We start from the raw sequence: 26,449 nt of genomic DNA, 5'->3' as shown, positions 1-26,449 counted from the left end.
TAAATACACAAAACAATAGCTATGGCAATTAATTTACAGAAAGGTCAAACGATTGATTTAAGAAAAAATGACCGTGGAGAAAGTGTTTATGACCTTTCGAAAGTAACGATCGGTTTAGGATGGGATGTAAGAAAACAAGGAGGTTTCTTTGGGAAACTTTTTAATAAGGAAGCTGAATATGATCTTGATGCAGTAGCATTTCTTCTGGATGGTAGCGGAAAGGTTGCCAATTTGGGAAGAACGGTTCAGACCAATGACGGAAGACAGATGGGATTGTATCAGGGAGATGTGGTTTTCTTCAATTCTATGCAGCATCCGAGTGGAAATGTATGGCTTACGGGAGATAATAGAACCGGTGCCGGAGATGGAGATGATGAGCAGATCATTGTAAAATTGGATCAGCTGGATCAAAGCTATCAGAAAATTGTGTTTTTGGTTACCATTTACCAGGGAAGAACCAATAACCAACACTTTGGAATGATTGAAAATGCATTTATCCGTGCCGTGGATGCTACAGGTAAAGAAATTACAAAATACAGCCTTTCCGGAGATTCAAGTATGAACGGAATGTGTGCAATGGTTTTTGCAGAGGCCTATCGTCATAATGGAGATTGGAAGTTCCGTGCAGTAGGAGAACCTCACAATACGGATAACTTTATTGATATTCTGAGACAGCAGTACTCATATTCAAACTAGATTGTAAATTTCTATTCAACATATAAGCCGGCTGGGAAGTCTTCGACTTCCTCCGCCGGCTTCAGAATTAATAACCGCCTTATGACCAGAAGATTATTAGCTTATTTTTTACTGGATACTTCCGGTTCCATGAACGGGGAACCCATCCAGGCGCTGAACAACGGCTTCAATGGACTCATCAGCATGCTTCGTACAGATCCGCAAGCGATGGAAAGCCTTCATTTAAGTGTCATAACCTTTGATAGAGAGGTTAAGAATATTATTCCGTTAACTGCTCTTGCCAATTTTTATCCCATGGAGATTACCTGTCCGGATAGTGGCCCCACCCATACGGGAGCAGCGCTAGAAATGGTAGCTGAACTTGTTCAGAAAGATGTTGTAAAAGGATCTGCTGATGAAAAAGGGGACTGGCAGCCGTTACTTTTTATATTTACAGACGGAAAACCTTCTGATATTCAGAAATACAGACAAATGATTCCTGTGCTTAGAGGTCTTGAGTTTGGCGGTATTGTAGGTTGTGCAGCAGGTCCCAAAGCTGATGAGCAGTTTCTTAAGGAACTTACAGATCATGTCGTAAAGCTTGATACTACAGATGCTATTACCCTTTCTTCCTTTTTCAAATGGGTGAGTTCTTCTATTACACAAGGTGGGCATTCACAAAATACAGCAGATCATGTAACATTGCCTCCGCCACCGTCGGAGCTTACTATTATTATTTAAAAAAATGTCTTTACAGATATGAGAAGGCTACCCATTTATTTTTTGATCGATGTCTCCGAATCTATGGTAGGAGATCCAATTGAGCAGGTGCAGGAAGGAATTTCCAATATCGTCAGAGAGCTGAAAAAAGATCCGTATTCACTGGAAACAGTTTATATTTCCGTGGTAGGTTTTGCCGGAGAGGCTGAAGTGATTACGCCACTGCAGGATATTATCAGTTTTTATCCGCCTAAAATTCCGATTGGAAGCGGAACCTCATTGTCCCAGGGGTTGATTAAAATTATGGATTGTATTGATAAGGATGTAGTAAAGACAACTTATGACCGTAAAGGTGACTGGAAACCTATTGTTTTTCTGTTTACAGACGGTGTTCCAACGGATGATGCGACTAAAGCGATCGAAAGATGGAATACCAAGTACAATGGAAAGGCTAATACCATTGCCGTTTCTATAGGGGAAAATACCAATTATAGGCTTTTAGGCTCATTGGCGGATAACGTTTTACTCTTCAATAATACAGATGAAAATTCATATAAAGAATTCTTCAAATGGGTAACAGATTCTATTAAAACAACCAGCCAAAGTGTTACTGAAGCAAAAAAAGAAGGAATCAATCTTTCCAAAATTGATTCTGTTATTCTTGAAAAGGTAGATCCACAGATGGAGCAGCGTTTTCCAGATAATAATTTTGTGGTTTTGAATGGTAAATGCTCAGAGACGGACAAGCTCTATCTGATGAAATTTAAAAAAACGTTCGGGGAATCAAGTATTCCGGGGATGTCTACCAGATATTATAAATTGGAAGGAGCTTATAAAATTGATGAAAAATCCTATTACAGGCTGTCTTCTGCACAAAGGAGTCATCTGAAAATTTCAATAGAAGAACTTCAGGGCGGAACTTCATGTCCGCAATGTGCCAATCCTATTGCTCTTGCCACCTGCTCTTGCGGTGGAATTCATTGCCTGCAAGGAGAAGGATATAATAAATGCCCTTGGTGTGGAACTTCAGATTATTACGGATATTCCGGGGGAGGATTTGATATCAATAGAACGTTAGGTTAAATCATATGAGCCATGAAAATACCTTCATTTTATTTCGGAACCGGAAAAGAGCCTATGGGAAAAGGGGCAATTTATAAAGAGAAAGAAGAATTTAAAGAAGCTCACTGGGTATTGCAACATGCCCATTCAGGGAAGTTCTATGAATTCAGCTTTGGAATGTCTGATTTTCCAAATATCAGGATTAAAACTATCAACAGCTTAGAAGAAACCGGTCTTATGTTTGAAAATAACAGCATTTCCGGAATTCCGGTGGCCCATAATCTTTATCATCTGGATATTGAATTTTTCCACATCGAGGATGGAGAGAATATTGAGATTAAGAGAGTTCAGCTATTGGTTAATGTTGATCCCAAAGATTTATGGAAGAGTATTCCAAGTGATAGAAATGCCGATTTTTATAAAGAAGATGAGGTTTCATTTCAGGGTACATTTTCAGACAAAAAAATTGTTGTAGCTTCTAAAAGGGGCCGTTCTCATGCTCATGAAGGAAAATTCAGAGAAGATGATTTTGCTGTGAATAAACTTTTTGCAGAATGGAATGTTATTTCCGTTTCTGATGGTGCCGGTTCTGCTGTAATGGCACGGGAAGGTTCAAGGCTGGCAACAGTTTCTATCAATCAGTTTTTAAGTGATCCGGATGTTTTAAATGAAATTGAAAATAATATCACTATCATTTATACCCCAGGAAATTTGCAAAAAGAACTGGATGAAGCGAAAGAAAATGTAATAAGAGTTCTGTATAAAGGGGTTTTATACGTTCATAACACATTGGAAAAAACCGCTGCAGAAAATAACCTCTCCATTAATGATCTTCATGCTACTCTTATTTTTGCTTTGGTTAAAAAGTTCAGTTTTGGATATGTTATCCTGAGTTTCGGAGTAGGAGACTGCCCAATTAACCTCATCAATACAGATTTTTCCGCGGTAGAACTTCTGAATACTATGGATGTGGGAGAATTCAGTGGTGGTACCCGTTTTATGACGATGAAGGAAATTTTCAATAATCATATTGCTTCCCGTTTCAGGATGACTTGTGTTGAAGATTTTTCATATCTGGTGCTCATGACAGACGGTATTTATGATCCGAAATTCCTTACAGAGAACAAACTGGAAGATACAGAAAGCTGGAAAATGTTTTTTAATGATCTTAACGGAGATAACGATGATCTTGCTAAGGTAGACTTTATCAATGATGCCAAGATTGCTCAACAGCTTCTGCATTGGACTGATTTCTGGAGCAAAGGTAATCATGACGACCGTACACTAGCCATAATTTATTAATTCAATATGAAAAATACCATTAAGGTTGTTTCTGTTCTGGATGCAGCCAAGTCCTATGAGTATGTAGATGAAAAACCCATTCAGGGTGGAGTAAAAGATGTTTATTTCTCGCCGGATAGGAAGTATGTAGTTGCTTTTTATAGAAATCCATTGGATGAGGGGCAGAAGGAAAGAATTATGAGAATTGTTTCTATTTATCTTCAAAGTATACAAAATGGAAATGCTGCAGAATATTTTCTAAATGAAATATTCAGATGGCCTTATGATATTGTTGAAAAAGATAGGCTGACTGGAATTATTGTTCCTATTTACAATCAAAAATTTTTCTTTGCTAAAGGATATGTAGGTTCTGATAATATTCAGGGTGAAGATAAAGTAGGAAAATGGTTTACAGCTCCGATGTTTAGAAATCCGCAGTATCCACTGAGGCTGGATCAGTCTGAACTTGGGGACTGGTTAAGCTATTTTCAGATTGCCATTAATATCAGCCGAGGAGTAAAGAAGCTTCATCAGATGGGATTAGCTCATTCAGATTTGTCTTATAACAATATTTTAGTAGATCCGGTAACCAAATCAGCCTGTATTATTGATATTGATGGTCTTGTTGTCCCCAAATTATTTCCACCGGAAGTCATAGGGACGGCAGATTTTATAGCTCCTGAAGTTTTAAAGACCCAACATTTGGGACTTCAGGATCCGGGAAGACATCTGCCTAATCAAAAAACCGATTTGCATGCTCTTGCAGTTTTGATTTACATGTATCTGTTAAGAAGACACCCTCTTCGAGGCGGAAAGATCTGGGATCTGGATTCTGAAAAGGATGAACTCATATCTATGGGTGAAAAAGCACTGTTTGTAGAACATCCTAATGATCCTTCCAATAATGTAAGAGCCGATCATCTTAGGAAATGGGATGTTTTCTGGGGCGATCCGCAAAAGAACCCTTATACCGTAACAGGTCCGTATATTACAGATTTGTTCAGAAAAACATTTATAGAGGGATTACATGATCCGATCAGGCGCCCCACTGCCAACGAATGGGAAACAGCTTTGCTGAAAACAGTAGATCTGATACAGCCTTGTAAGAATCCGGAATGTACTGAAAAATGGTACGTCTTTGACAATACCAGCAATCCGAAATGTCCTTTCTGCGGAACTCCACATCAGGGAACACTTCCGGTTCTTGATTTATACTTTAGATTTGATGATGAGGTCTGGAAACCTGAAAACCACCGATTGATGGTGTACCATAATCAATATTTGTTCAAATGGCATGTTTCAAGGAAGGTGATTAGAAATGAAAACCTGACTATGCAGGATAAAATACCTGTAGGATATTTTACATTTCATCAAGGAAAATGGGTATTGGTCAATCAAAGTTTATCAGGTATGAAAGATATTACAGAACAGAAAGAAATTCCGCCGGGATCTATGGTTGAACTGACTGATGGAAAGAAAATATTGTTGTCTGCAGAAGATGGAGGAAGATTAATCTATGTAACAATGGCAAATCAGTAGTTCAATTAGGCAGAAAGCGAGGAGATGAAGCAGTAAATATAACCTCAACAATAAAATGAAAGTATTTAAATTCAATAGAAGTGGGCTTTAGCCCGCTTTTTTATATTTTACCCAACTCCAATGGCTTTAGACCAAACCTCTATTTTTTTATACTCTTACAGATTTTTACACAATCATCTGCTCAATCAACGAGAGTAAAATATTTCTACAGATTTTTTGTACAATTATCTGTGAAAATCCGTATCTGTGGGAAAATAAAATCAACCATAAAAATCACAAAAGCTCTTTTCACACTTAAAAAACTTTAAGTTAAAAGCTTTCTGCATAAGATTATTAGTGTAAAGTATTTGTGCTAAAAAGGAGAGAACTTCATGAAGTAAGAATGCTCATCTTCGTTTACGATTTTGAACCCTAAACTCGAATATAGATGCTGAGCCTTATTGGTTTTTAAAACACTTAAAGAAGCCGTTTTTCCTGTTGCAGAAGCTTCTTCTAAAATATCAGCCAGGATCATTCTTCCTAATCCTTTGCCTTGTTGGCTGGGATCAATCTGAAGCTGTAATATATCGATATTGGTATCTGCTCGATCTATTTTCAAAAGCCCAATAGGATTATGGTCCAGAAAAATAATAGAGGCCTTGTCAAACTGATAGAGGATCCGTTGAAGTGTCGTTTCCTGGTCTGTAGGAAGGTTAGATTCTGCATAGTGCGGAACCATGGTTTTGGTTCTCAGATCAAGGAGATAATCAATATCTTTTTCTGTAGCTTTTTGATAAGTAAGTGGAGTTTTCATAGTTTTTTTAATTCGAATTTCAGGCCATACTTTCCCTGACCGGAAAAATTAATAAGTACCTATCTTTAACAATATTTCCTGAACTTGATTTAAAGTTTAATCAAATGTAATATTTCTTTGTTGAAGATATGCTTCATTAATATTTTCTTTTTCAATGCGATCCGGATACATTGTGATTTTTATAAACTCTTCATCCGGGTAAAGACCTCCTAAAAACAACTCATTTTCTATTATTTTGACCTGGATGGTAAGTGCATTGATAAGGATTTCTTCATCCTTTAAAGTTTCGATATTAAAAATAAACAATCTCTGATAATAAGTATCTTTATACTTAATGATAAGATAATTTTCATGAAAATACAAAAGACCATCCCGGAAAATTGCTTGTCCCAAGGTATTAATAGGTGGTTTCCATGTAAGCAGTTTCTTTTTTTTCAGTCTGATATGAACCTTTTCTTTTCCCGCTTCATTACATTGCCACCAGGCAATAATCCCATCTTTATTGATCGCTGTTTGGTGGGGTGACACTGAATTTTCAGTACCCAAATGATCTATCCAGACAATCTTTTGTTGACTAAGTTCAGTTTTTATATGATCTGTGGATAATTCTTCATCAATCAGGGTAAGGATTTCAGCCTGCGTCATTACTTTTTTATTTCTGGAGGCGAAGATATTGATTTAATTAGACTTGGAAATAAAAAGATCACCTTAGAGAGATGAGGAATACCGGAAATAGTTGTTGAATTTAGAATTCTTTATACTTCCGGCATTCAATCTCTTATTTTAGACCAATTCAAAAAAGCTTCTTCTACCGATCTTTATTTTGACCTCTTTTGTCAACACTATTTCCTCATCCGGATTTATGGTTTTAACAGAATTTATCTGCACACCGCCGCTTTCGATAAGTCTTCGAACTGCAGATTTGCTGAGGTCTTTTTTTAACTGATGACAAAGTTCAAGAATAGTTGTTTTATGCTGAACATGATTCAGTACGCTGATAGAAACAGGATCAAAGTTTTTTTCTTCAAAATTCTTATTCTGAAATTGGTTATTGAAGAACAGTTCTGCATTTTCAGCGGCTTCCTCATTATGGTATTGACGGATAATATTTTTAGCCACGAGTTTTTTTATATTCATCGGGTTTTCACCGTTTTCTATTTTTGATTTTAAGCTCTCTTTCTCTTCCATTGAAAAATCAGTGGTAAGGTCGATGAATTCATCAATTAATGCATCAGGAATAGACATGGTTTTTCCAAACATTTCATTCGGTTCATCAGTTAATCCGATAATATTGTTCAAAGACTTGCTCATTTTTTCCTTTCCGTCCAATCCTTTCAATAGCGGCATACACATTACAATCTGCGCCGGCATCTGATGAACCTCCTGTAGTTGTCTTCCCATCGTACAGTTGAAAAGCTGATCGGTGCCTCCCATTTCGATATCACACTCAATTTTTACAGAATCAAAACCCTGAAGAATAGGGTATACCAATTCATGCATGGCAATAGGGGTATTTTCTGTAAATCTTTTATTAAAATCATTTCTGTGCATCAGCTGTGCAACCGTAACTTTTGATAGCAGTTGAATCACCTCAGAAAAATTCAATGCGTCAAGCCAGTCAGAATTGAAGACAATCTTTGTTCTTTCAACATCAATAATCTTCGAGAGCTGATTGATATAAGTCTGTGCATTATGCTGAACATCCTCAGTACTTAATGGTTTTCTTGCTTTGTTCTTTCCGGTAGGATCACCAATTCTTGCGGTAAAACTTCCCACTACAATAATAACCTGGTGGCCCAGGTCCTGAAACTGCTTCAGTTTTTTAAGAACAACGGCGTGTCCCAGATGTAAATCAGGAGCAGTAGGATCAAACCCTAATTTGATAGAAAGTTTTCGATTTTCTTCTTTAGCTTGTTTTAATTTCTCTTCCAATCCGTTTTCAGGCAGGATAATAGAGACATTTTCTTGTAATGTATTAATCATGTTGAATAGTTTTAAATGAAAAAAGCCCGGACAATACTGTCCGGGCTCTATATGTTAATTAGATTATTTAATTTAGAATACAGATATAGAAAGTCTTCCCGAACGATAGCCCGGAGTGTAATATTCACTGAAGAATGGAAGACGCAATATGCTGTTTAAGTGTTTCATTAATATTGTAAATATATAGGATTTCTCCTGAAGTTCCAATATTTAAACCATTAAGATGTAGTGTAGTGGTTATAACAAGATTTGTTTTTTAAAGAAAAAACTTAACCATTTACGTATCTTAATGGTCTAAAATAATGGTTCAAAACAATTTTACTTGCCATTTCTGAAGCTAATTTTGTGCCACAAATTCTTAAAAATACGCTTATATGTTTTTTATCATGTTATAAGTATTTTTCCATTTTATAATTGATGATATCAATCCCTTTTACATGCACTGTTTGTTCCAGAATGACCTTAAAATTCATCCTTTCAAAAAAAGGTTTTGCCGTTTTGCTGACTTCAGCAGTCAGTAATTTTTGATCCTGCTCTAAAGCCTTTTCCTCGATGAGGTGGTAGAGCTGGGAAGCAATTCCCTGATGCTGATAATCTTTATGAACAAATAACAAATCGATATAATTTCCCTGGTCAAGGGTACAAAAACCAACTATTTTATTTTCGGACTCAGCAATTAGAATATATTGTTCTTCCATGACGTTCAGCCATCTTTTTGTATTCTCTGATCCGGATTTCCAGGCTTCCAGCTGATCTGTATTGTAATCTTCTTTGCAAACAGCTGTAATAGTATCCTTAAAAAGCAGCAACATCTCAGAAAGATCTTCCTGGTTTGATTTTCTGATGGTGATTGGATTATTGGATGTACTGTTTTTCATAAATTTTTTGCTGTTCTTTATTGAGTAAAGGATAGAAGAGATTCATCAGTAAAAGGGTGTAAGACTCAATAGCGGCTTTTTTATTCAGTTTTGAGATCAGTCTGTTGTGAGTAAGCCAGTTGTCTGCTAGAATAAAAATCTGTTCGGTAAGACTATTGATGATAAAATCAGGAATATCCTTTTTTAAAATATTGTTTTTTTGAAGATCGGTGAAGATCAATTGAAACTCCTCTCTTCTGCTAAAATTAATTCCTTCATACTTTGCCTCAACCTCCGGGATTTTTTTTAATACATCAACAAGATTGACAAAAATGAACCGATAATGATAGAAAATTTCACAAGTAGAAGAGGTTAAAATGTAAAGATCTTCCAATGTTTTGTTTTCTTTTGCCTTCATTTTGTTCAGTAGTTCATCCATTTTAAGGGTAAGCTCAGCAAATAGGATTTTGATGATGTCTTCAGAATGCCTGAAATGGTAATGAAGATTTCCCGGGCTGATGGAAAGTTCAGCTGCAATATGCCTTGTTGTAATATTGTTGTATCCCTTTTCATTAAAGAGTTCCAGTGCCTTGAACAAAATTTTTTCTTTTGTGCTCATCTTTCAAAGATAAGAATAATAAAGGCTGGTAATAAATCATATTTTAAAAATTAGAACAATTGTTCTAATTTAGGTATATTTGTTATATCAAATCTTATTACAATGGAAGGAAAACAAAAGTTTGATTACGAGGCTGCTGGAAAGAGTGAAAAGAACAATGAAACCGATATTCAGGATATCATGGCCAAAGTACTTCAGGTTATCATCGGATTTATCATGGCCGTACTGCACATGTGATGAAAAAGCAGATTTCATATTGGTTTTTGTTGGGAGTGGCTGCCTGGGCAGTGATGATCCTGCTGAGAAAGAATGGTATTTTCATTCCTGTTATCAATAATCATTTTACTGATTTTATTACCATTCCGATGTACTGTTATCTGATAGAATATATCATGAATTCATTGTTGGGATTTCACTGGAAACCGGATTTTAAATTTGTCCTCACATCCATTTTATATCTATCTTTTTTGTTTGAAATCCTTTGCCCGAAACTTTCACCTTTATTCACAGGGGATATTTTTGATGTATTATCCTATTTTCTTGGAGGAATGTTGTATTACTTTTTTAAGATCAGATCATTTTCTGTTTTAAAAAAAGGGGTGGAGTACATTGGATCAATATTAAAGATTTGAAGCTTTTTTGAATTTGACACAAAGTTTTATTTAAAATGCAGATTATTTTAAAAGACCGGCAGAACCTTATTGAAAAGGAACTGCCGGTCGCGGGTTATTGTTTTTATCCTGTTTTTTGTTTTTTATGCTAAAGAGAATGGGGTCTTAATTATTACCACCATTTGCTCTGTTGGAGTCTTCAAATTTCACCTGTTTTGTAGCTCCTTTTACATTGTTATTTCCGAATTTATAAGTAAGGGAAAGATGAACGTTTCTGGTTATTCCTTTGTATTGGTAATCAATATTGTAATCCGGATAATACTCGATTCCTTTTTCACGGTTGGTATTCAGTACATCATTCAAATAAAGGTTGACAAGAAGTTTTTTATCCATAAAACTCAACTTTAGCCCTGTATACAATGAAGAATTGGTGTAGTAATAGGTATTTCCATCTCTATTAGGAAGGCTTCCCCAAAATCCCAGTAAGAAAGTCACTGTTTTATCTTTATTGAGGAAGAAACTATTGTCTATGTTGATATTGGCACTATATCCTGGAGGAACAGGCAGAATAGATGGGTCATAAGATTTTGCTTTGGTATAATAGCCATTAACAAAAATATTAGATTCCATCCACTTCAATTTGTTGTAGTTGTAACTGATATTGATTCCGGTTTGATTTTCATTATAGAAATTCTTAGCAATGGTGTATCTATAATTCTCATCTATCATCTGAATTCTGTCCCAGCTGTCTTTATTGTAACTGTGATACAGCGTAATGTTGAATTTGTTATTCAAAACATATCCGAATTCAAAATTATCCGAAAATGAAGGGAGCAGATACGGGTTTCCGGTAGTATACTCAAAGTTGGAGGTGAAATACTTAAATGGATTCAGATTTCCAAAATAAGGACGTGAAATTCTGCGGGAATAGCTTAGTGAAAAAGAATTGTTTTCATTAGGCTTATAACTTAAATAAGCCGTGGGGAAGAATTTACCATATTTGATCGTTGTGGAAATATTATCATTCATAGAAATACCCTCCAGTGTTGTGTATTCGTAACGTAGTCCCGCCTTTGCATCCCATGTATCATTGATCTTAAAGTTGGTTGAAAAATAAGCAGCATAGTTTTCTTCGTTATAAAGGAATGTATTGGTTTTACCGGCATTAAGCTGATTTTGTCCGTTGATAATGTCGAAGAAATTAAACTCCGAATCATTTTTGATCTTTGTATACTTTAGCCCGGATTCTGTTTTTATTTTACCAAATGTTTTTTCCAGATCAGCCTGTCCTGAATAAATTCTGTATTTACTGATAGGATTAGCCATGGTATAAACTTCTTGCGGAGTATAGGTATTGGAGAAGTTTCTCGCGTTGGAATTATTCAGCATCAAATTAGCTGTTACATTCAGCTTTCCTCCTGTACTGTCTATTTTAGCTTCATAAAATGCAGTGGCATTATGAACATCTCTGCTGTTTCTGTTGTTGAAATCAGAAGAAATAGTAATGATTTCTTTTCCATTGAAACGGGTCGATTCACTTACGCCTATTTCTTTAGGATTACTATGGGAGTAGTTATAGTTGATTCCGAAAAGATGTTTATCATTGATCTTATATTCAGCCTTTATATTTCCGCTTTTGTATTTGTAATTATTAAGATTGTCACCATCTTTGTTCCAGTAATTGTTATTGGTGATACCGGACATATTATTGTAAATATTATACTGCCAATAGTTATCTCCGGCTGATAGATTGGTACTTAATGAGAGCTTTTCTCCCTGATAATTAAAGGTAGCACCTCCTCTGGAAGAAACGGTAGGTTTTCCCCAAAAATAATTTCCTGAGGTCTGAATGGAACCATTCCAGCCCAGATTGGCATTTTTCTTAAGAATAATATTAATGAGTCCGCTTTTTCCTTCTGCATCATATTTTGCAGGAGGTGTGGTAATAACTTCAATTTTAAGAATATCATCAGAACGGATTGTCTTCAGATAATTGATAAGTTCCTGTCCATTCAGGTTCAGGAGTCTGTCATTAATCATTACAGCGACATTACTTTTCCCGGCAATACTTATCGCTTCGTCACTGGTTTTTACCATAGGTGTTTTAGCGAGAGCTTCTATAGCATCAATTCCCTGAGATGCTACAGAATTCTCAACATTGAAGACCAAACGGTCTACTTTTCTCTCGAATAATTTTTTCTTTGCAGTAACGGTTACTCCTTCTACTTTCTGTACCACAGGTTCATCCTTGATCTGAATGTCCTTTCTTGCATTTCCTTTTACTGTAATTTTCTCACTGTTGGTTTTTACCCCGTCTTTTATAATCTCAAGTAGATAATTCCCATCCTCCTTCAAAGGAATTTTGAATAAACCTTTTTCATCTGTGATTGCAGAAAATTTAATATCATTTTTTGTGATGAGTACTTCAGTTTCCGCTATCGGTTTATTTTCTTTGTCTGTAACAGTCCCTTCTACACTTTGTGCCAATGCGAATGAAGATGAAACAAGACTTAAAAGAAGAATAATTTTACGGTTCATATTTAGCTTTTTATACAAGACAATTATTTTGCAGAGAATATTACATGGGGCTGTGAAAAATCTTTTTTCTTTGCAAAAATATTTGAGTATTCTTTTGATTATTTTTGTAATAGATATAAACTCAACTTCAATGCATGATAAGCTTCTACAATACATGTGTTCCAGCCATGATTTTTCTCCAAAAGAAATTGAAATGGTTCAACAGTATTTCGAGCCTGTATCTTTTTTTAAAAATACTGTGATAGAAGAGCCTGGTAAGGTTCCTAATTATCTTTATTATATTGTTTCGGGGTATCTCAGACTTTTTTATCTGGATCAGAACGGAAATGAAGTAACAACACATATCAATTGTCCACCCGGATTTTTCACCTCTTATTCTCATTTTATCAACAGAACCGTTTCTGATCATAGCGTGGAGTGCATTACGGCCTGTGAACTTTTGAGAATTAGCAAAGAAGATCTCGATCATCTTGTCGCTGAAAGTCAGGTAATGAAAGATTTTAGTATTTCAGTATTTCAGCATTCTATTGCCTATAATGAAAACCGTTCCAGAGAATTGTCAACGTTGAACGCCGAAGAACGCTATGTTAAACTATTAAAGGATTATCCGGAAATTATTCAGCATGTTCCTATTCAATATATTGCTTCATTTTTGGGGATGAAACCGGAAAGTCTGAGCAGAATCAGAAGAAAAATAATTAACTAACAAAAGTCAAGTGGTTTCGTAAGCAGGAGCATGAACTTTGCTGCATTAAAATCAATGCAATGACAAAGAATAATCTAAGCCTCGTTTCAGGAGCTAATGGACATTTAGGAAATAATTTAGTCAGGTTTTTATTGAAACAAGGCGTTCCAGTACGGGCAACAGTACGCAATATCCAAAATACAAAACCTTTTGAAGGACTGAACTGCGAGCTGATGCAGGCTGATATTACAGATAAAGCCTCTTTTGTAAAAGCTCTTCAGGGAGTAGAAACCTTTTATGCAGTAGGAGCTTCCTTTAAATTATGGGCTAAAGATCCTAAGAAAGAAATTTATGATGTCAATATCAAAGGAACCCGAAATACTATTGAAGCGGCAGCCGAAGCTGGAGTAAAGAAAATAGTCTATGTAAGTTCTATTGCAGCACTTGATTATACTCAATTACCCATAAAGGAAAGCAATGGGTATAATCCGGATCGTAGGGATATGTACTATAATTCTAAAAATGATGGTGAAAAATTAGCTTTTGAACTGGCAGCAAAGCTTGGGGTAGAACTTGTTTCCGTTATGCCATCTGCGATGATTGGAAGTGAATCATTTCTGCCTTTAAATGTATCTTATGGAGTACTAAAGCTTATTCTGAATAAACAGATTCCCGTAGATACAAAGATTACCCTGAATTGGGTAGATGTGAAAGATGTTGCGGAAGGATGTTATCTGGCAGCCCAAAAAGGACGCTCTGGAGAACGGTATATTCTGGCCAATGAAAAATGCATGACCATTACCGATACAACGATTTTGGCCAATAGACTATATCCGGATCTAAAATTAAAAGTTCCCAATTCTGTTCCCAAAGGAATTCTTTATACGATTGCTGCTTTGATGGAATTCACGGCAAAGTTGAGTGGTAAAGCTCCGATATTGACGAGGAAAGATATTTCAATGTTTTCCGGATTGCAACAGGATTTTGATATTTCCAAAGCCAGAAATGAATTGGGTTTTAATCCAAAAAGTCCTGAACAGGCTGTAAAGGAAGCCTTTGATTATTTACTAAAGAATCCAGAACTTTTAAAGGAAGTTTAGAATTATAGCTGAATAATAGAACCTTTATAAAATTTAGTCAGGTCATACAGGTCATTGAAGTATTTTTGGAGATCTGTATTGCTTTTTTCATCAATATTTTTTAATGCCGAATGACTTTCTGCCAATGTATATAAAGTTGGGTAATCAGGTTTCAGATAATCAGAAAGAATGTTTTCTTTACCTTGTTCCCTGTTGATTATTTCTGTAAGGAATATTCCGTAGATCAGAAATTGATTAAAATTCTGAGCATTGACAATATAATTCATATTTTCCTGAGAAAGTTTTTCATAATCAGAAAGAACCTGTAGGAAATTTGCAGTGTGTAATGGGGATTGAATTTCATAAAAAAGATCAATTCCATTGATAAACAGCTGAGTTTTTATTTCTTCATGATCAGAAGGGTAAGCTTTGCTAAACCATAAAAAAATATTTAAAAGTTCTTGTCTGTTAAGTTCTTCCACAGAATCTTTTACTTTATCCTTGATGATTTCAAGACTTGCTCTTCCATCAGGCTGGAGAAAGCTCAGAAAATTTTCCTCTTCACGACAAAGCTTATTGTACAAATTGATTTTGGCAATATTTGGATTGGTTTTGATGAAATAAAGTTCTTCTGTCATAACGAATTACCAAATATTTTTATTGAAATGGTAATTAAAGATACAAAATATGCTGAAACATAGATTGAAAAATGTTATGCGATGAATGGAATGCCTTTGAAGGACGTAAGCTGAAAGATCGAGGCAGGAAGTTGTAAACCACATAGAAACATAGATCTTTTTGATGCCAAAAGCGTTTCAAAAGTTATTTTGACCGAAAACAGTCATTGATAATAATCCTATGTGCCTATGGGGTTCACATTTAACACAGAAGTAATAAATTATTTTATAAAATACTTCTATAGCTCAATGTTTCAATAGTGGAGTTTTTTCTTTTATGTACTTAATAACTTCCATCTCTCAGTCTCCATCCTCCTTACTCATTGTTTCATGCAAAGCAATCCTGTTTCCCTCTGAGTCTTCGAATTCTGCCACTGCAAAACCATATTTCTCATCTGTTCTTTTGGGATAGAGAATTGTTCCTGCATGTTGAAGAACTTTCTCAAGGGTAGCATCAATACTTTCGGTTTTAAAATAAATAATAACCCCATCTTTGGTAGGTTTGTAAACATCGCCTTTAGCCAGTGCACCGGTAATGCCACTGTTCTGTTCTTCAAAAGGGAAGAAGGACATCTCATAATGATCGATGATGTCTTTCTCGAAACTGAAATTGAAAACAGCAGAATAGAAGTTCTCTGCACGTTCAAGATCATTTACAGGAATTTCAAAATAAACTACAGGATTGGATGAATTCATTGAGATGTTATTTATTTTTTAAATGAAGGAAGCGCTTTTATTTCTGATTTGAAAATCACTGTTGTAGCAATGGATCTAAGAAGAGATCTGGTGATGGAAAGTGGATGCTCAGGGAATTCGTGATCGTATTTTTCCAGTTCAGACTGATTCATTAAAGTTCCTTGCTTAAATTCCGGATCATAAGGATCTCCGAACCAGTTTTTCATATTTTCTTCATCAATTTCGACTTCTCCGGCTTTGTGTAATCTGTCAAGAATAAGCGCATCTCTCATCCCTGTAATTCCTATTTCATCAGCCTGAATTTTTATTACATAACTGCAATTTTCAAAAGGAATAGTGATGGAAGCAATATAAATCATCCCTGTTTCCTGTTGGGGATATTTAATAATGGTTTTTACACAAGGGATGTTATGGATATGAATAATATCCGTTTCAATAATACCACCATTAGATGCTGCTGCAATATTTCGATAAAACTTTTGTAGGTAATCAAGATCTTTTGCCGTAGGAAGATCAGGTTCTTTATCAAAAAAATGAAGGACAATTAAGGCAGATTGTTGTGGATTTACCCATCTTATAGCTTCATTATCTTCCGAAACTTTAGACCACGCCTGATCGGGAATGGTTACAGAATGAAGGTTAGCTTTAATTTTTTTCTTCTTCTTGAAAATGTTGAACATGGCTTGTCTTTTATAGCTTAAATATCGGGCTATTTTATCAATAATGATGATTCATGAAGAAGAATTTTAATGAACAGAGAGAAATTCTTTATTAATAAAAATAGATAGACTTCTCTATTTTTTACTTAGCTTTGCTAAAATTTTCAGGATGAAAAAAGAAAAAGTGCGAGACAGGATCATCAGAGTAGCTTCAGAATTATTTTATAAGCAAGGTTATAATTCTACGGGAATCAATCAGATTATTGCTGAAGCTGATATTGCTATTGGTTCGCTGTACAATCATTTTGCATCCAAAAATGATCTTCTTCAGGCTTATTTAATCAAAGAAGAGCAGGATTGGTTTGAAGGTCTTGAGAAAAGTATTGCTCATCTTTCTGATTCTAAAGAAAAGATATCAGCAATCATTGATTATCGTAAAAAACTACAGCAATCATCAAAGTTCGCAGGATGCCATTTCATTAAAATTGTCTCTGAAATAGGAGAGGGGAATGCGGCAGTATCCGGTTTTGCAAAAAATCATAAAGAAAAACAGAAAGAAATTATCCGTGAGATTGTGCATGAATATTGTGAAGGAAAGCAATGCTCAGATCCTGATTTAATCATCGAAAATATATTTTTATTGATAGAAGGAGCGGTAGTAACTTCCACCATTACTAAGAAAAATGACTCTTTTGATATGGTGAAAAAAATGATTCAGGGTTTATTACCTTAATTTTTTTATAAATTAAAAAATAGATATATCTATATAAAAATGAAACATAACTATTTGAAATTATTTGTTATACTGTTTGGTCAGTTGCTGACAATCATGGATATTTTTATCATCAATGTATCCATACCTTCCATACAACGTGATATTCAGGCATCTAACGGAGAAATGCAACTGATGATTGCTGCTTACCTTATCGGGTTTGCCTCTTTTCTTATTACTGGTGGACGTTTGGGTGATGTATATGGAAGAAAGAAGGTTTTCATTATCGGCTTGGTCTTTTTCATGATAAGTTCCATTACCTGTGGCATTTCACAAGGCGCTGTTCAGCTGATGATCTCAAGATTAGCCCAAGGAATAAGCGCTGCATTAATGGCCCCACAGGTTCTTTCTATGATCCAGATCTTATTTCCGGATCATGAACAACGTACTAAAGCCATGGGCTGGTATGGAATTACCATTGGGATCGGGACAATCCTGGGACAGTTTCTGGGAGGATATTTTTCATCTCTAACCACTTTAGAAGAGCCTTGGCGACTTATTTTTCTGATCAATATTCCTATTTGTCTGGTAGCTTTATTTTTCAGTGTAAGAAACTTAGAAGAATCCAGAGTCACTACAAAACAATCCTTTGATAACTGGGGTGTTTTGCTGTTATCTGCAGGGCTTTTCAGCATGACTTATACACTTACTGTTTCTGAAAAGAAAATTTTTTCTGTTCCGAATATATTGCTCATGGCTGTTTCTATGGGGATTTTAATCTTCTTTATAAAAAATCAGAAAGATAAACTGAAAAATAATAAGCCTTATCTGATTGACTTTGAGTTGTTACACTTTAAAAATTTCAATTTGGGTATTGTAGCTATTTCTTTCTTCTTTATTATGCTAGATTCTTATTTCTATATTCTCTCTTTATTTTTTCAGGATGGATTAATGATTAATCCGTTGAGGGCTGGAGAAGTAATTGTTTTTCAGGGATTAGGTTTTATCCTGGCTTCAGCTTTTTCAGTGAAACTGATCCTGAGGTATGGAAAAAAAGCCCTGGTGGCAGGACTTGGTTTTATTATACTGATTTTGGTTCTTCAGATTATTTTCTTCAATGGATCCATTGAATTTTACCAGTTATATCTGTTATTATTTTTACATGGGCTAGGAGTAGGTTCTGTAATTCCTTCACTGGCCAATATTGCGCTTTCCGGAATGCCTGAAAAACTGATAGGAAATGCTTCCGGTGTTTACAATACCTTTCAGCAGATTGCAGCAATTATGGGAATTGTTGTTGTTGGAAGTGTATTTTATTATTTATTGGGAGAAAAACCTTTAATACAGCATTATCATAATGCCTTTACCATAGCAATACTGATTAATATTCTATGTTTGGCGATTGTACTTGTGTGTATTTTTAAAGTCCCTCAGTCTGTTCTTCCCGAAAGACGAAGATAAATCCACCGAATCATCCAGGTGCTAATTTTTCCAATGACATTCATCGTCGTTGGAGTTTTGTTTTAAGGCTTTTTTAAGGGTGCTTTTATTTCACTTAATTTTATTTTAGCAATATCCCGGGTAATATCGGTTGGAGAATGACAATCACAATTACTTAGCCCTACTACATAAATATCTGCATCAGGAATATAAACGCCCATGCTTTTGAAACCAAATACACTTCCGCCATGCTCGCGATCCGGAGTTCCGTTGATTTCTTTCAAATGCCATCCATAGCCATACGTAAATTCTTCCCCATCGTTAAGTTTATATTTTTGAAAGGCTTTTTGAGTTTGTTGAGGATTTAATAGTATATTTTGATTCAAAGCTTGTTGCCATTTCCATAAATCATCAACGGTAGACATCAGTGAGCCTGAAGAAAAAGGAACACTGAAGCTAATAATAGTCTTATTCACGTATCCATGTTCTTTTTTATGATATCCGTAAGCTCTTTGAGGAATTACTTTTCGGTCTGAAGCATAATAAGAATGGGTCATCCCAATTTTATCAAAAATATTTTTTTTGATAAAATTTTCGTAGGTATCTCCTGAAGTAAGCTCTATAATATAACCAAGAACAACATATCCTGAATTATTATAATCGAACTTTTCACCTGGTGCAAAATCAACAGGTTCATTTTTGAAAAAATCAACCATAGCTTTGGGTTCCATTTCTTTTTGAGCAATGGAAGACAAAGTTTTCATCTTTGTAAAATCCTTAATTCCTGAAGTGTGGGTAAGAAGATGATGAATCGTGATTTTATCACCATTAGGATAATCTGTGATATATTTTGAGATGGGATCATTTACCTTAAGTTTTCCTTGTTGTTCCAACATTAGAATAGCTACAGCAGTAAATTGCTTGGTCATAGAACCGATTTGGAAAACATGTTCAGGCGTCATTGTAACACCAAGTTCCAGATTAGCTTTTCCGAAAGCTTTTTTATAAAGGCTTTTACCCTTTTGAACGACCATAAAAACACCTCCCGGCTCATCTTGGTTTCCAAATCCGGTAAGTATGAGGCTGTCTATTTTCTTTTCGTTTTTTTGGGTGAGTAATTGTGCATCCACAGTACTGCAAATCAGCAGAGCTATTAGGAAGGTTATTAATTTTTTGGTAATCATATCATGTAATTTGTTATACAAAGATATGTATTATTTTAATTACTATGTTATACAATATACTAAGTGACATTAAAAATTATTTTTGTTGTATACCGGGTAAATAAGTTTCTATTTTTCTACTGAAATTAGTAACATCATGGGTCTTCGGAGTTCATCTTTCATTTCTGGGATCTCTTTCAGCATTTCATGATTAGGTTCAGGTTCAATGATTTCTTTGATCTTAAAGCCATGTTTTAATAAGACATTCAGATAGGAGGTAACAGTTCTGTGATACTTGATGACATTTTCTCCTAAGAATGTAGTATTTCTTTTTCCTTCCATAAAATACCGGTCAACTGGCCAGGCTATTTTCTCTCCATCTTTATTGTACATCCAATCCTGACCTCCTTCAGCAGTAAAAACAGGGTGTTCCACAGAGAATACAAAATGGCCGCCTGAAGTAAGCCATCGATAGATATTTTGAGAAATTCTATCGAATGATTCCACATAATGCAGTGTTAATGAACTTAAGATAACATCAAATTGTTCTGCGGGATAATCAACATCTTCTAATGCTTTTCTTTCATAGAGAATTCCTTCGAGATTGTTAATTTCTTGTGCTCTGGTCAGCATTTTTTCTGAAAGATCAATACCAATAACAGATTTTGCTCCATTTTCCATAGCATACCGACAATGCCACCCGAATCCGCAGCCAAGATCAAGCACATTTTTATCTTTAAAATCCGGTAACATATTTTTCAGGGCATGCCATTCTCCGGCTCCCTCTAATCCCAACTGGGAACGGAGCATCTTCTCATACTGGTCAAAAAAAGACGGGTTATCGTATTTATTTTCTTTCATGGCGGGAAAAATTTACAGCTTTTAAACGGAATTAATGAACTATAAATTTACGATTATTAGCTGAAAAAGTTTTAAAACGCTGATTCAAAATTTTTCAAAAAAAAATCCTTTATGTAAATAAAGGATTGAGTATAAATTGCAAATGATTTATTTTTGACTTTCACGTACAGCACGGATTAATTTTTCGTTCCGCTCATTGGCTCTTTCATTATTTAAAGACATCACTGCCCAGATGGCAGCAGGAAGCCAGCCAATTAAAGTAATCTGTAAGAAAAAACAAATGATTCCGGTGAGAACTTTTCCCCTAACAATAAAGGATAGAAAAGGAAGTACAATTGCTAAAAACATGATTTAAATTTTTAAGGTTATGATATCGTTTTTATTTGTCAAATGTATTGATTTTTAGGATAAAGTAGAAAATCACAGACAATTAATCTTCCCTATTCTTATTCCATAATTCTTCAGCATAATCCCTGAAAGTTTTTGGGCCTTGTTGAAAAGCCTTATCAAAGGTATAAGATCCTCCTTCAAATACAGGTTTACCATGATTTTCCATTCCTGTTCGGATTTTTGTTTGTCCACGCATGGCAAACTTTTGCTTTCCTTCATACATGATAATCTTTAAATCTGAAGGACTTACATCACCTTTGCAGGCAATTTTATACATGATCCAGACTTCAGCAATACCGTTTTTATCAAGATCTGTTACGCTTAAAGTATTTTTCTTAAACTCAGCATCTATATCTACCATACAGTCTTTGACAAAATCATTGACTTTCCATACCAGCTGATTATTTTCTAAAGAGTAAGATTGCCCAAAAACTTCAGCATCTGCACTATCATCATTTTCATGAGGAAAATTTTCATTTCTGTACTTTCCGGTTTCAGATGTAACAACTATATATTCTCCTGTTTTATCTTTCCATTGGAATCCTTCTTTGAAATTTCCTTTATATTTTAATGCTTTTGGAACTTGGGAAGAATCAATTCTTGTAGTAACCAAAGAATCTGTTTTTTCTACCTGATTAACTTCCGGTGATTGAGTTTCTGAAATTGAATTTTTCTTTTCTTCTTTACAGTGTAAAAAGAATAGAAACGGAAGGCAATAGAGTAGGTGCGTTTTTTTCATAGATTATTTTTCTTTTCTGATTTATTGAATCAATTCATTTATCGTTTTCTCTGTATCCATCAAGTCTCCCTGAGGAATCTGATGCTTAAGATAAGTAAACAGTAAATTGGTTACCCAACTGTTTTCAATATCGTGAATATAGTAAGACGAAATTAATCCAAAGTCATCAGAAATATACGCTGGCAGCTCAGAAGAACTGGTAGCTTTGAACATAGAGATAAAAATATCTTTACGGATATGCGTAACAGCATCTTCGGTTTCTTCGTCTATTTCTTTTCCATCAACTGCCTGGTATGCTTTCATCCATGCATCAGAAAATTCTGAAGAATCTCTGTTGTTGAGGATTTCATCAATCTTTTCAGGGGTAATATTGACAAGAGCAGCCTTTAATGACTCATTAAAAGCTGCTTCTAATTTTTTTAATTTCTCTATCATAATTTTAATGAGATTGGGGGTCAAAATAAGCTTTAAAAGTAAGCGGATTCTCAATTTTTCCCTCAGCGTCCTCCAGATATTCTAAATATTCAGCCTGATGCTTTTCCATATAAATCATAACGATGGCCAGATTTACGAAAAGGTTTTTATCTACCGAGCCCAGATTTAAAGCCATTTTTAAATAATCCAAAGCTTTCTCATTTTCTCCCATATCGGAATAGATTGCACCCATGTTGATGAGTGCAGAAGTATTCTCAGGTTCAATAAGCAGAATTTCATCTAATTCTTTCACTAAAAGATCGTTTAGTTCATCCCAATGATCTTCATTCTCCCACCTTTTCGCCTGAAGTTTTTTTACATTTTCAAGTCTTTGTGATATGTTATTCATTTGTTTTTGAAGGTTTTTCCTTCGTATTAAATTTTTTACTATCCAAAAGCCCTTTTTAATAAACTTTCTACCTTGGGCTCACTTCCTCTGAACGCCTTATATAGTTCCATAGGATCTTTTGTTCCACCTGAAGAAAGAAGTACTTTGTATTTGGATGCAATTTCAGGGTTGAAGATTCCATTTTCCTTAAAATACTGGAATGCATCAGCATCCAATACTTCTGCCCATTTGTAAGAATAATATCCTGCAGAATATCCACCCTGGAAAATATGAGAGAAACTTGGACTCATCGCGGTTTCAGGATTGGTTGGATAAAGTGCTGTCGCTTTGGTGTATTGATCTTCAAACTCTTTTACAGTTTCATTCTCCAGCTCTGCAACTTTTGTATGATAGTTCATATCCAGTAATCCGAAACCTAGTTGTCTTAAAGTCTGGTATCCTTCCATGAAGTTTTTAGACTGCTCAATCTTTTCAATTTTTTCGTCAGGAAGAACTTCTCCGGTTTTATAATGTTTGGCAAATGTTTTCAGGAACTCAGGTTCATAACAGAAGTTTTCTAAAAATTGAGAGGGAAGTTCCACAAAATCCCATTTTACAGAAGTTCCTGATAGAGTAGGATATTGAGTGTCAGCCATCATTCCGTGGAGAGCATGCCCGAATTCGTGGAATAAAGTCGTTACTTCCTGGAAGGTCAGCAAGCTAGGGGTATCTTTTGTAGGTTTACTGAAGTTACAAACAATAGAAATATGCGGACGGGAGTTTTCTCCATTCTGCTTATATTGATTTTTATAGCTGGTCATCCATGCGCCGGCTCTTTTCCCTTTTCTTGGGAAATAATCTACATAAAGGAGAGATTTATAATTCCCGTTTTCTTTTACTTCATAAACTTTTACATCTTCATGGTATTTCGGAATGTCATTTCTTTCTTCAAAAGTTAATCCGAATAGTTTACCTGCCAATCCAAAAACAGCATCCTGAACTTGATTTAACGGGAAATAAGGCTTCAGTTCTTCATCATTAAGATCATATTTTTCTTTACGCAATTTTTCAGCATAGAAAGCGTGATCATAATTTTGCATTTCTTCAACTCCATCGGCTTTTGCCAGAGATTTTAATTCGTCAATTTCTTTGGCAGCGTAAGGAGTAGCCTTCGTTAAAAGCTCATTGAGAAAATCAATAACCTTTGCCGGAGATTTTGCCATTCTTTCTTCCAGAACAAAATCTGCATAATTTTTATAGCCTAAAAGTTCAGCTTTCTGTTGTTTTAACTGGAGAAGTTCTTTGATGAGATTTTGATTGTCATATTCTCCACCATCAAAAGACTTTTTACCATTCGCCAATGCCAGTTCCTTTCTCAGTTCACGGTTTTCAGCATACGTCATGAATGGGATATAGCTTGGATATTGTAACGTAACCACCCAGCCTTCAAGATTTCTTTCTTTAGCTTCCTCAGCAAATTGTTCAACAATCGCTTCCGGAATTCCGGCTAATTGTTCTTTATCTGTAATATGTTTGAAATAAGCATTGGTAGAAGCCAGTACATTTTGTCCGAATTGTAGGGATTTTATAGAAAGATCCATGCTGATCTTCTTTAATTTTTCCTTGTCTTCTTCATTCAGTAAGGCACCACTTCTTACAAAACCTTTATAGGTTTCATTCAAAAGCATTTCCTGTTCCTCATTAAGGTTATATTGTTCCTTTTCATCATATACCTTTTTGATTTTATTGAAAAGGGCTTCATTTTGAGAGATTTTGGAAGAGTATTCCGTTAAAATCGGGGAAACTTCCTGAGCAATCTGTTGGATTTCGTCACTGGTTTCAGCAGAATTTAAATTGAAAAAGACATTCGATACCACATCCAGTTGCTCACCGGAATAAGCTAATGCCTCAATAACATTTTCAAAAGTGGGTGCTTCAGGGTTGTCAACAATAGCATTGATTTCTTCTTCAGATTTTTGAATTAATTCCTTGAAAGCAGGAACGTAATCTTCATTTTTAATGTCACCGAAAGGTGCTGAGTGATATGGTGTGTTGAATTTTTCTATTAAAATATTCATTTTTCGATTTTTAGTTAAACGTAAATGTAAGGATTCATCGGAGAATCCAAGCTGAAAGTCTCAAAAATAATGCCTGAAAGCCAAGTTATGACAAAAATGCCTTATCTTTAAATAATCTTGTCCTATGCAAAGAGGGGATGATGTCAGAATATTTAATTTTGAAAGCAGATGAGATCTTCATTTTGAAATAAATAACCTTAAATATTATATAGACTATGAAAACACTCTTAAAATTTATCGGCATTATCCTTTTGCTGGTTATTGTATATGCTGTTATTGCTATGCTGGCTTTCAGTAAAGATTATCATTATGAAAAATCTATTGTCATTAATGCTCCCAAAGAAAAAGTTTGGCAATATACAGGTTCTTTAAAAGGATATAATATGTGGGATCCTTTTTCTAAAGAAATAAAAAATATTAAAATTACTTATTCCGGTGAAGGAGATAAAATAGGAGATTCTTATCACTGGAAAGGAGATGACAGTGAAGGAGAACAATCCATCACAGCCATTAGCCCCAATGAAAAATTGACTACGCAGCTTCATTTCATAAAACCCTTTGAAGGAAATGCTAAAAGTAACATGGTACTGACTCCTGAAGGTAATGGAACAAAAGTAACCTGGATGATTGATAATGAACTGAATGCCATGATGAAGATTATGAAACCTATGATGGAAAGCAATATGGATAAAATGTTTGGGCAGGGACTGAATGACCTGAAGAAATTATCAGAAAAATAAAAATAGAAGCCTTGTACAATGTGCAAGGCTTATTGATTAAATTTCTTTTCTACCGATCTCGTTAATCGCGTTATAATTTCCTTCTCCTTTAGGATTAGGTCCGTATTCATTAGGCCCGTGGTCGCTCTCTGCAAATAGCATCCATAAACTATAAAAAGGAATTAGCTGAAACCAACCGGAGTTTCCCCTGTCATGACATCTTTTTGCACCCTGTGCAAGAAGAAACCAAAGAGACGGAATAAGAAGGATAAAGAAAAGTATCATAACCATTCCTGAAGGTTCCTGGTTAAGCTGAAAATAAATATTGAAAGGAACATAAAATACCAGGTATATAAGATATGATAATCCATATTCTGTTCTTCTGATTCGCCCATCAAATGAAAATGGTGATTTAAACATGATTTTTAGTTTTAAAAAAGGCAAATCTAAACATAATTCTCAAAAAAGAAATATTTTGAAAAGAGTAATTGTAGACTAAGTCAAACAATATTATTAGAAAAATATTATCTTTATATAAAGAAACGATTGTATGGAGAAGACCGTATTTGAAAAAAGAGATATCAGAGACTTTGTAAAAAATACCATTGCAGAAAAAATTGAAAAGCTTAAAAACTTCATTGAATTTACTCTGGAGGCCAGTCGTGATATCAAAAAAACACCAAAGTATGATAGCATGCGGGAAGAAATGCAGGAGGAAATCTATCAGATGCAGCGACAGCTTGGTGCTTTAAATGATCTCAAACGAAATATGGGAAAAGTTTTGAATACCTCTACAGACCGAGTTCAGCTGGGCTCCTTAGTGATTACTAATAAAGCCCGTTTTTATATTTCTGTGTCATTAGGCGAATTTTTCTTTGAAGGAGACCGGTTCTACGCCATTTCTTCTGAAAGTCCTATGGCCAAAAAAATGATGGGAATGAAAGCAGGAGATGAGTTTACATTGAATAAAATTCATCAGAAAATCATAGAAGTGTTATGATTTTATTTCTTCAACCAATACCACTCTTACCACTCAAAACCTAGTATCCCAAATCAAAATCTTTATCTATT

General features: G+C 35.0%; 30 protein-coding genes. 13 read left to right on the top strand and 17 right to left on the bottom strand.

Features of this window, described 5'->3' with window-relative positions; translation table 11 throughout:
* Positions 1-21: 21 nt before the first annotated feature.
* The 5 genes from NBX25_RS17245 (at position 22) to NBX25_RS17225 (ending at position 5,277) form a co-directional block, all read left to right on the top strand.
* Entirely contained in the window at positions 22-696 is a 675-nt protein-coding gene (locus tag NBX25_RS17245; protein ID WP_123910249.1) for a TerD family protein, read from the top strand.
* Positions 697-777: 81 nt separating this feature from the next.
* A complete protein-coding gene (locus tag NBX25_RS17240; protein ID WP_123910251.1) occupies positions 778-1,416 on the top strand; it encodes a vWA domain-containing protein in 639 nt (212 codons plus the stop codon).
* A gap of 18 nt (positions 1,417-1,434) precedes the next feature.
* Positions 1,435-2,478 (top strand): TerY-C metal binding domain-containing protein, encoded by a 1,044-nt coding sequence (locus tag NBX25_RS17235; RefSeq protein WP_250254539.1) that lies wholly within the window; start codon positions 1,435-1,437, stop codon positions 2,476-2,478.
* A 12-nt stretch (positions 2,479-2,490) separates the two neighbouring features.
* Positions 2,491-3,759, top strand: coding sequence for a PP2C family serine/threonine-protein phosphatase (locus NBX25_RS17230; RefSeq protein WP_250254538.1), 1,269 nt, complete (start codon positions 2,491-2,493; stop codon positions 3,757-3,759).
* Between the two features lie 6 nt (positions 3,760-3,765).
* The gene (locus NBX25_RS17225) at positions 3,766-5,277 is read left to right on the top strand and encodes a helix-hairpin-helix domain-containing protein (protein WP_250254536.1); all 1,512 of its coding nucleotides are present in this window, start codon (positions 3,766-3,768) and stop codon (positions 5,275-5,277) included.
* A gap of 352 nt (positions 5,278-5,629) precedes the next feature.
* On the opposite strand, the gene NBX25_RS17220 is transcribed toward NBX25_RS17225, so the two are convergent.
* From NBX25_RS17220 to NBX25_RS17200, 5 genes are all read right to left on the bottom strand, one after another.
* Positions 5,630-6,070 (bottom strand): GNAT family N-acetyltransferase, encoded by a 441-nt coding sequence (locus NBX25_RS17220; RefSeq protein WP_123910259.1) that lies wholly within the window; start codon positions 6,068-6,070, stop codon positions 5,630-5,632.
* Between the two features lie 96 nt (positions 6,071-6,166).
* The gene (locus NBX25_RS17215; protein ID WP_123910261.1) at positions 6,167-6,715 is read right to left on the bottom strand and encodes a hypothetical protein; all 549 of its coding nucleotides are present in this window, start codon (positions 6,713-6,715) and stop codon (positions 6,167-6,169) included.
* A 138-nt stretch (positions 6,716-6,853) separates the two neighbouring features.
* Positions 6,854-8,053, bottom strand: a complete 1,200-nt coding sequence (tyrS, locus tag NBX25_RS17210) for a tyrosine--tRNA ligase (RefSeq protein ID WP_250254534.1) — start codon at positions 8,051-8,053, stop codon at positions 6,854-6,856.
* 389 nt (positions 8,054-8,442) lie between these two features.
* Positions 8,443-8,931 carry a GNAT family N-acetyltransferase gene (locus NBX25_RS17205; RefSeq protein WP_123910265.1) on the bottom strand — a complete coding sequence of 163 codons (489 nt, stop codon included), beginning with the start codon at positions 8,929-8,931 and terminating at the stop codon, positions 8,443-8,445.
* Positions 8,909-9,529: a TetR/AcrR family transcriptional regulator gene (locus NBX25_RS17200; RefSeq protein ID WP_123910267.1), complete on the bottom strand. Its 621-nt coding sequence runs from the start codon at positions 9,527-9,529 to the stop codon at positions 8,909-8,911. Before NBX25_RS17200 ends, NBX25_RS17205 begins: the two co-directional genes overlap by 23 nt.
* Before the next feature lie 102 nt (positions 9,530-9,631).
* Here NBX25_RS17200 and NBX25_RS24730 point away from each other — a divergent pair, with 102 nt between their 5' ends.
* Both NBX25_RS24730 and NBX25_RS17195 read left to right on the top strand, forming a co-directional pair.
* Positions 9,632-9,766 (top strand): hypothetical protein, encoded by a 135-nt coding sequence (locus tag NBX25_RS24730; protein WP_262697020.1) that lies wholly within the window; start codon positions 9,632-9,634, stop codon positions 9,764-9,766.
* Entirely contained in the window at positions 9,766-10,161 is a 396-nt protein-coding gene (locus tag NBX25_RS17195; RefSeq protein WP_250254533.1) for a hypothetical protein, read from the top strand. The genes NBX25_RS24730 and NBX25_RS17195 overlap by 1 nt, the downstream gene beginning before the upstream one ends.
* A gap of 144 nt (positions 10,162-10,305) precedes the next feature.
* Here NBX25_RS17195 and NBX25_RS17190 read toward each other — a convergent pair whose 3' ends face one another.
* Positions 10,306-12,678 carry a TonB-dependent receptor domain-containing protein gene (locus NBX25_RS17190; protein WP_250254531.1) on the bottom strand — a complete coding sequence of 791 codons (2,373 nt, stop codon included), beginning with the start codon at positions 12,676-12,678 and terminating at the stop codon, positions 10,306-10,308.
* Positions 12,679-12,808: 130 nt separating this feature from the next.
* On the opposite strand from NBX25_RS17190, the gene NBX25_RS17185 reads away from it, so the two are divergent.
* Together NBX25_RS17185 and NBX25_RS17180 are read left to right on the top strand one after the other, a co-directional pair.
* On the top strand, positions 12,809-13,384 hold the full coding sequence (locus NBX25_RS17185; protein ID WP_250254529.1) for a Crp/Fnr family transcriptional regulator: 576 nt from the start codon (positions 12,809-12,811) through the stop codon (positions 13,382-13,384).
* Positions 13,385-13,443: 59 nt separating this feature from the next.
* Entirely contained in the window at positions 13,444-14,463 is a 1,020-nt protein-coding gene (locus NBX25_RS17180; protein ID WP_250254527.1) for an NAD-dependent epimerase/dehydratase family protein, read from the top strand.
* A gap of 2 nt (positions 14,464-14,465) precedes the next feature.
* Here the strand turns inward: NBX25_RS17180 and NBX25_RS17175 are convergent, their stop codons facing one another.
* From NBX25_RS17175 to NBX25_RS17165, 3 genes are all read right to left on the bottom strand, one after another.
* Positions 14,466-15,080, bottom strand: a complete 615-nt coding sequence (locus NBX25_RS17175) for a hypothetical protein (protein WP_123910277.1) — start codon at positions 15,078-15,080, stop codon at positions 14,466-14,468.
* A gap of 339 nt (positions 15,081-15,419) precedes the next feature.
* The gene (locus NBX25_RS17170) at positions 15,420-15,815 is read right to left on the bottom strand and encodes a VOC family protein (RefSeq protein ID WP_250254525.1); all 396 of its coding nucleotides are present in this window, start codon (positions 15,813-15,815) and stop codon (positions 15,420-15,422) included.
* An 11-nt stretch (positions 15,816-15,826) separates the two neighbouring features.
* Positions 15,827-16,495 (bottom strand): hypothetical protein, encoded by a 669-nt coding sequence (locus NBX25_RS17165; RefSeq protein WP_250254524.1) that lies wholly within the window; start codon positions 16,493-16,495, stop codon positions 15,827-15,829.
* 148 nt (positions 16,496-16,643) lie between these two features.
* On the opposite strand from NBX25_RS17165, the gene NBX25_RS17160 reads away from it, so the two are divergent.
* On the top strand, positions 16,644-17,207 hold the full coding sequence (locus tag NBX25_RS17160; RefSeq protein WP_250254522.1) for a TetR/AcrR family transcriptional regulator: 564 nt from the start codon (positions 16,644-16,646) through the stop codon (positions 17,205-17,207).
* Positions 17,208-17,246: 39 nt separating this feature from the next.
* Positions 17,247-18,647 carry an MFS transporter gene (locus NBX25_RS17155; protein WP_250254519.1) on the top strand — a complete coding sequence of 467 codons (1,401 nt, stop codon included), beginning with the start codon at positions 17,247-17,249 and terminating at the stop codon, positions 18,645-18,647.
* Between the two features lie 62 nt (positions 18,648-18,709).
* On the opposite strand, the gene NBX25_RS17150 is transcribed toward NBX25_RS17155, so the two are convergent.
* From NBX25_RS17150 to NBX25_RS17120, 7 genes are all read right to left on the bottom strand, one after another.
* Positions 18,710-19,810: a serine hydrolase domain-containing protein gene (locus NBX25_RS17150; RefSeq protein ID WP_250254517.1), complete on the bottom strand. Its 1,101-nt coding sequence runs from the start codon at positions 19,808-19,810 to the stop codon at positions 18,710-18,712.
* A 108-nt stretch (positions 19,811-19,918) separates the two neighbouring features.
* Positions 19,919-20,650 carry a class I SAM-dependent methyltransferase gene (locus NBX25_RS17145; RefSeq protein WP_250254515.1) on the bottom strand — a complete coding sequence of 244 codons (732 nt, stop codon included), beginning with the start codon at positions 20,648-20,650 and terminating at the stop codon, positions 19,919-19,921.
* 147 nt (positions 20,651-20,797) lie between these two features.
* Complete coding sequence (locus tag NBX25_RS17140; protein WP_185145564.1) at positions 20,798-20,998, bottom strand: YqaE/Pmp3 family membrane protein; 201 nt, start codon at positions 20,996-20,998, stop codon at positions 20,798-20,800.
* An 82-nt stretch (positions 20,999-21,080) separates the two neighbouring features.
* Positions 21,081-21,779 (bottom strand): M949_RS01915 family surface polysaccharide biosynthesis protein, encoded by a 699-nt coding sequence (locus NBX25_RS17135; protein WP_123910291.1) that lies wholly within the window; start codon positions 21,777-21,779, stop codon positions 21,081-21,083.
* 21 nt (positions 21,780-21,800) lie between these two features.
* Positions 21,801-22,214, bottom strand: a complete 414-nt coding sequence (locus NBX25_RS17130) for an immunity protein PIM1 family protein (protein WP_123910293.1) — start codon at positions 22,212-22,214, stop codon at positions 21,801-21,803.
* Between the two features lie 4 nt (positions 22,215-22,218).
* On the bottom strand, positions 22,219-22,602 hold the full coding sequence (locus NBX25_RS17125; RefSeq protein WP_123910295.1) for a tetratricopeptide repeat protein: 384 nt from the start codon (positions 22,600-22,602) through the stop codon (positions 22,219-22,221).
* 38 nt (positions 22,603-22,640) lie between these two features.
* The gene (locus NBX25_RS17120; RefSeq protein WP_250254514.1) at positions 22,641-24,659 is read right to left on the bottom strand and encodes a M3 family metallopeptidase; all 2,019 of its coding nucleotides are present in this window, start codon (positions 24,657-24,659) and stop codon (positions 22,641-22,643) included.
* Positions 24,660-24,874: 215 nt separating this feature from the next.
* On the opposite strand from NBX25_RS17120, the gene NBX25_RS17115 reads away from it, so the two are divergent.
* The gene (locus NBX25_RS17115; protein WP_250254512.1) at positions 24,875-25,399 is read left to right on the top strand and encodes an SRPBCC family protein; all 525 of its coding nucleotides are present in this window, start codon (positions 24,875-24,877) and stop codon (positions 25,397-25,399) included.
* A gap of 36 nt (positions 25,400-25,435) precedes the next feature.
* On the opposite strand, the gene NBX25_RS17110 is transcribed toward NBX25_RS17115, so the two are convergent.
* The gene (locus NBX25_RS17110; protein WP_123910301.1) at positions 25,436-25,798 is read right to left on the bottom strand and encodes a DUF805 domain-containing protein; all 363 of its coding nucleotides are present in this window, start codon (positions 25,796-25,798) and stop codon (positions 25,436-25,438) included.
* A 130-nt stretch (positions 25,799-25,928) separates the two neighbouring features.
* On the opposite strand from NBX25_RS17110, the gene NBX25_RS17105 reads away from it, so the two are divergent.
* Positions 25,929-26,378: a hypothetical protein gene (locus tag NBX25_RS17105; protein WP_123910303.1), complete on the top strand. Its 450-nt coding sequence runs from the start codon at positions 25,929-25,931 to the stop codon at positions 26,376-26,378.
* The last annotated feature ends 71 nt before the right edge of the window (positions 26,379-26,449 follow it).

Origin of the sequence: Chryseobacterium sp. Marseille-Q3244, from assembly GCF_940807095.1 — a bacterium.
In the GTDB taxonomy this organism is placed as follows: Bacteria; Bacteroidota; Bacteroidia; order Flavobacteriales; family Weeksellaceae; genus Chryseobacterium.
This window is presented reverse-complemented; position numbering and strand designations above follow the sequence as displayed.

Coding starts and splice junctions, on each gene's coding strand:
- tyrS (WP_250254534.1), bottom strand. CDS start 8,053: ATGATTAATACATTACAAGAAAATGTCTCTATTATCCTGCCTGAAAAC.
- NBX25_RS17190 (WP_250254531.1), bottom strand. CDS start 12,678: ATGAACCGTAAAATTATTCTTCTTTTAAGTCTTGTTTCATCTTCATTC.
- NBX25_RS17200 (WP_123910267.1), bottom strand. CDS start 9,529: ATGAGCACAAAAGAAAAAATTTTGTTCAAGGCACTGGAACTCTTTAAT.
- NBX25_RS17160 (WP_250254522.1), top strand. CDS start 16,644: ATGAAAAAAGAAAAAGTGCGAGACAGGATCATCAGAGTAGCTTCAGAA.
- NBX25_RS17235 (WP_250254539.1), top strand. CDS start 1,435: ATGAGAAGGCTACCCATTTATTTTTTGATCGATGTCTCCGAATCTATG.
- NBX25_RS17145 (WP_250254515.1), bottom strand. CDS start 20,650: ATGAAAGAAAATAAATACGATAACCCGTCTTTTTTTGACCAGTATGAG.
- NBX25_RS17120 (WP_250254514.1), bottom strand. CDS start 24,659: ATGAATATTTTAATAGAAAAATTCAACACACCATATCACTCAGCACCT.
- NBX25_RS17180 (WP_250254527.1), top strand. CDS start 13,444: ATGACAAAGAATAATCTAAGCCTCGTTTCAGGAGCTAATGGACATTTA.
- NBX25_RS17195 (WP_250254533.1), top strand. CDS start 9,766: ATGAAAAAGCAGATTTCATATTGGTTTTTGTTGGGAGTGGCTGCCTGG.
- NBX25_RS24730 (WP_262697020.1), top strand. CDS start 9,632: ATGGAAGGAAAACAAAAGTTTGATTACGAGGCTGCTGGAAAGAGTGAA.
- NBX25_RS17240 (WP_123910251.1), top strand. CDS start 778: ATGACCAGAAGATTATTAGCTTATTTTTTACTGGATACTTCCGGTTCC.
- NBX25_RS17110 (WP_123910301.1), bottom strand. CDS start 25,798: ATGTTTAAATCACCATTTTCATTTGATGGGCGAATCAGAAGAACAGAA.
- NBX25_RS17215 (WP_123910261.1), bottom strand. CDS start 6,715: ATGACGCAGGCTGAAATCCTTACCCTGATTGATGAAGAATTATCCACA.
- NBX25_RS17105 (WP_123910303.1), top strand. CDS start 25,929: ATGGAGAAGACCGTATTTGAAAAAAGAGATATCAGAGACTTTGTAAAA.
- NBX25_RS17220 (WP_123910259.1), bottom strand. CDS start 6,070: ATGAAAACTCCACTTACTTATCAAAAAGCTACAGAAAAAGATATTGAT.
- NBX25_RS17125 (WP_123910295.1), bottom strand. CDS start 22,602: ATGAATAACATATCACAAAGACTTGAAAATGTAAAAAAACTTCAGGCG.
- NBX25_RS17175 (WP_123910277.1), bottom strand. CDS start 15,080: ATGACAGAAGAACTTTATTTCATCAAAACCAATCCAAATATTGCCAAA.
- NBX25_RS17140 (WP_185145564.1), bottom strand. CDS start 20,998: ATGTTTTTAGCAATTGTACTTCCTTTTCTATCCTTTATTGTTAGGGGA.
- NBX25_RS17205 (WP_123910265.1), bottom strand. CDS start 8,931: ATGAAAAACAGTACATCCAATAATCCAATCACCATCAGAAAATCAAAC.
- NBX25_RS17115 (WP_250254512.1), top strand. CDS start 24,875: ATGAAAACACTCTTAAAATTTATCGGCATTATCCTTTTGCTGGTTATT.
- NBX25_RS17170 (WP_250254525.1), bottom strand. CDS start 15,815: ATGAATTCATCCAATCCTGTAGTTTATTTTGAAATTCCTGTAAATGAT.
- NBX25_RS17230 (WP_250254538.1), top strand. CDS start 2,491: ATGAAAATACCTTCATTTTATTTCGGAACCGGAAAAGAGCCTATGGGA.
- NBX25_RS17155 (WP_250254519.1), top strand. CDS start 17,247: ATGAAACATAACTATTTGAAATTATTTGTTATACTGTTTGGTCAGTTG.
- NBX25_RS17135 (WP_123910291.1), bottom strand. CDS start 21,779: ATGAAAAAAACGCACCTACTCTATTGCCTTCCGTTTCTATTCTTTTTA.
- NBX25_RS17150 (WP_250254517.1), bottom strand. CDS start 19,810: ATGATTACCAAAAAATTAATAACCTTCCTAATAGCTCTGCTGATTTGC.
- NBX25_RS17185 (WP_250254529.1), top strand. CDS start 12,809: ATGCATGATAAGCTTCTACAATACATGTGTTCCAGCCATGATTTTTCT.
- NBX25_RS17130 (WP_123910293.1), bottom strand. CDS start 22,214: ATGATAGAGAAATTAAAAAAATTAGAAGCAGCTTTTAATGAGTCATTA.
- NBX25_RS17165 (WP_250254524.1), bottom strand. CDS start 16,495: ATGTTCAACATTTTCAAGAAGAAGAAAAAAATTAAAGCTAACCTTCAT.
- NBX25_RS17245 (WP_123910249.1), top strand. CDS start 22: ATGGCAATTAATTTACAGAAAGGTCAAACGATTGATTTAAGAAAAAAT.
- NBX25_RS17225 (WP_250254536.1), top strand. CDS start 3,766: ATGAAAAATACCATTAAGGTTGTTTCTGTTCTGGATGCAGCCAAGTCC.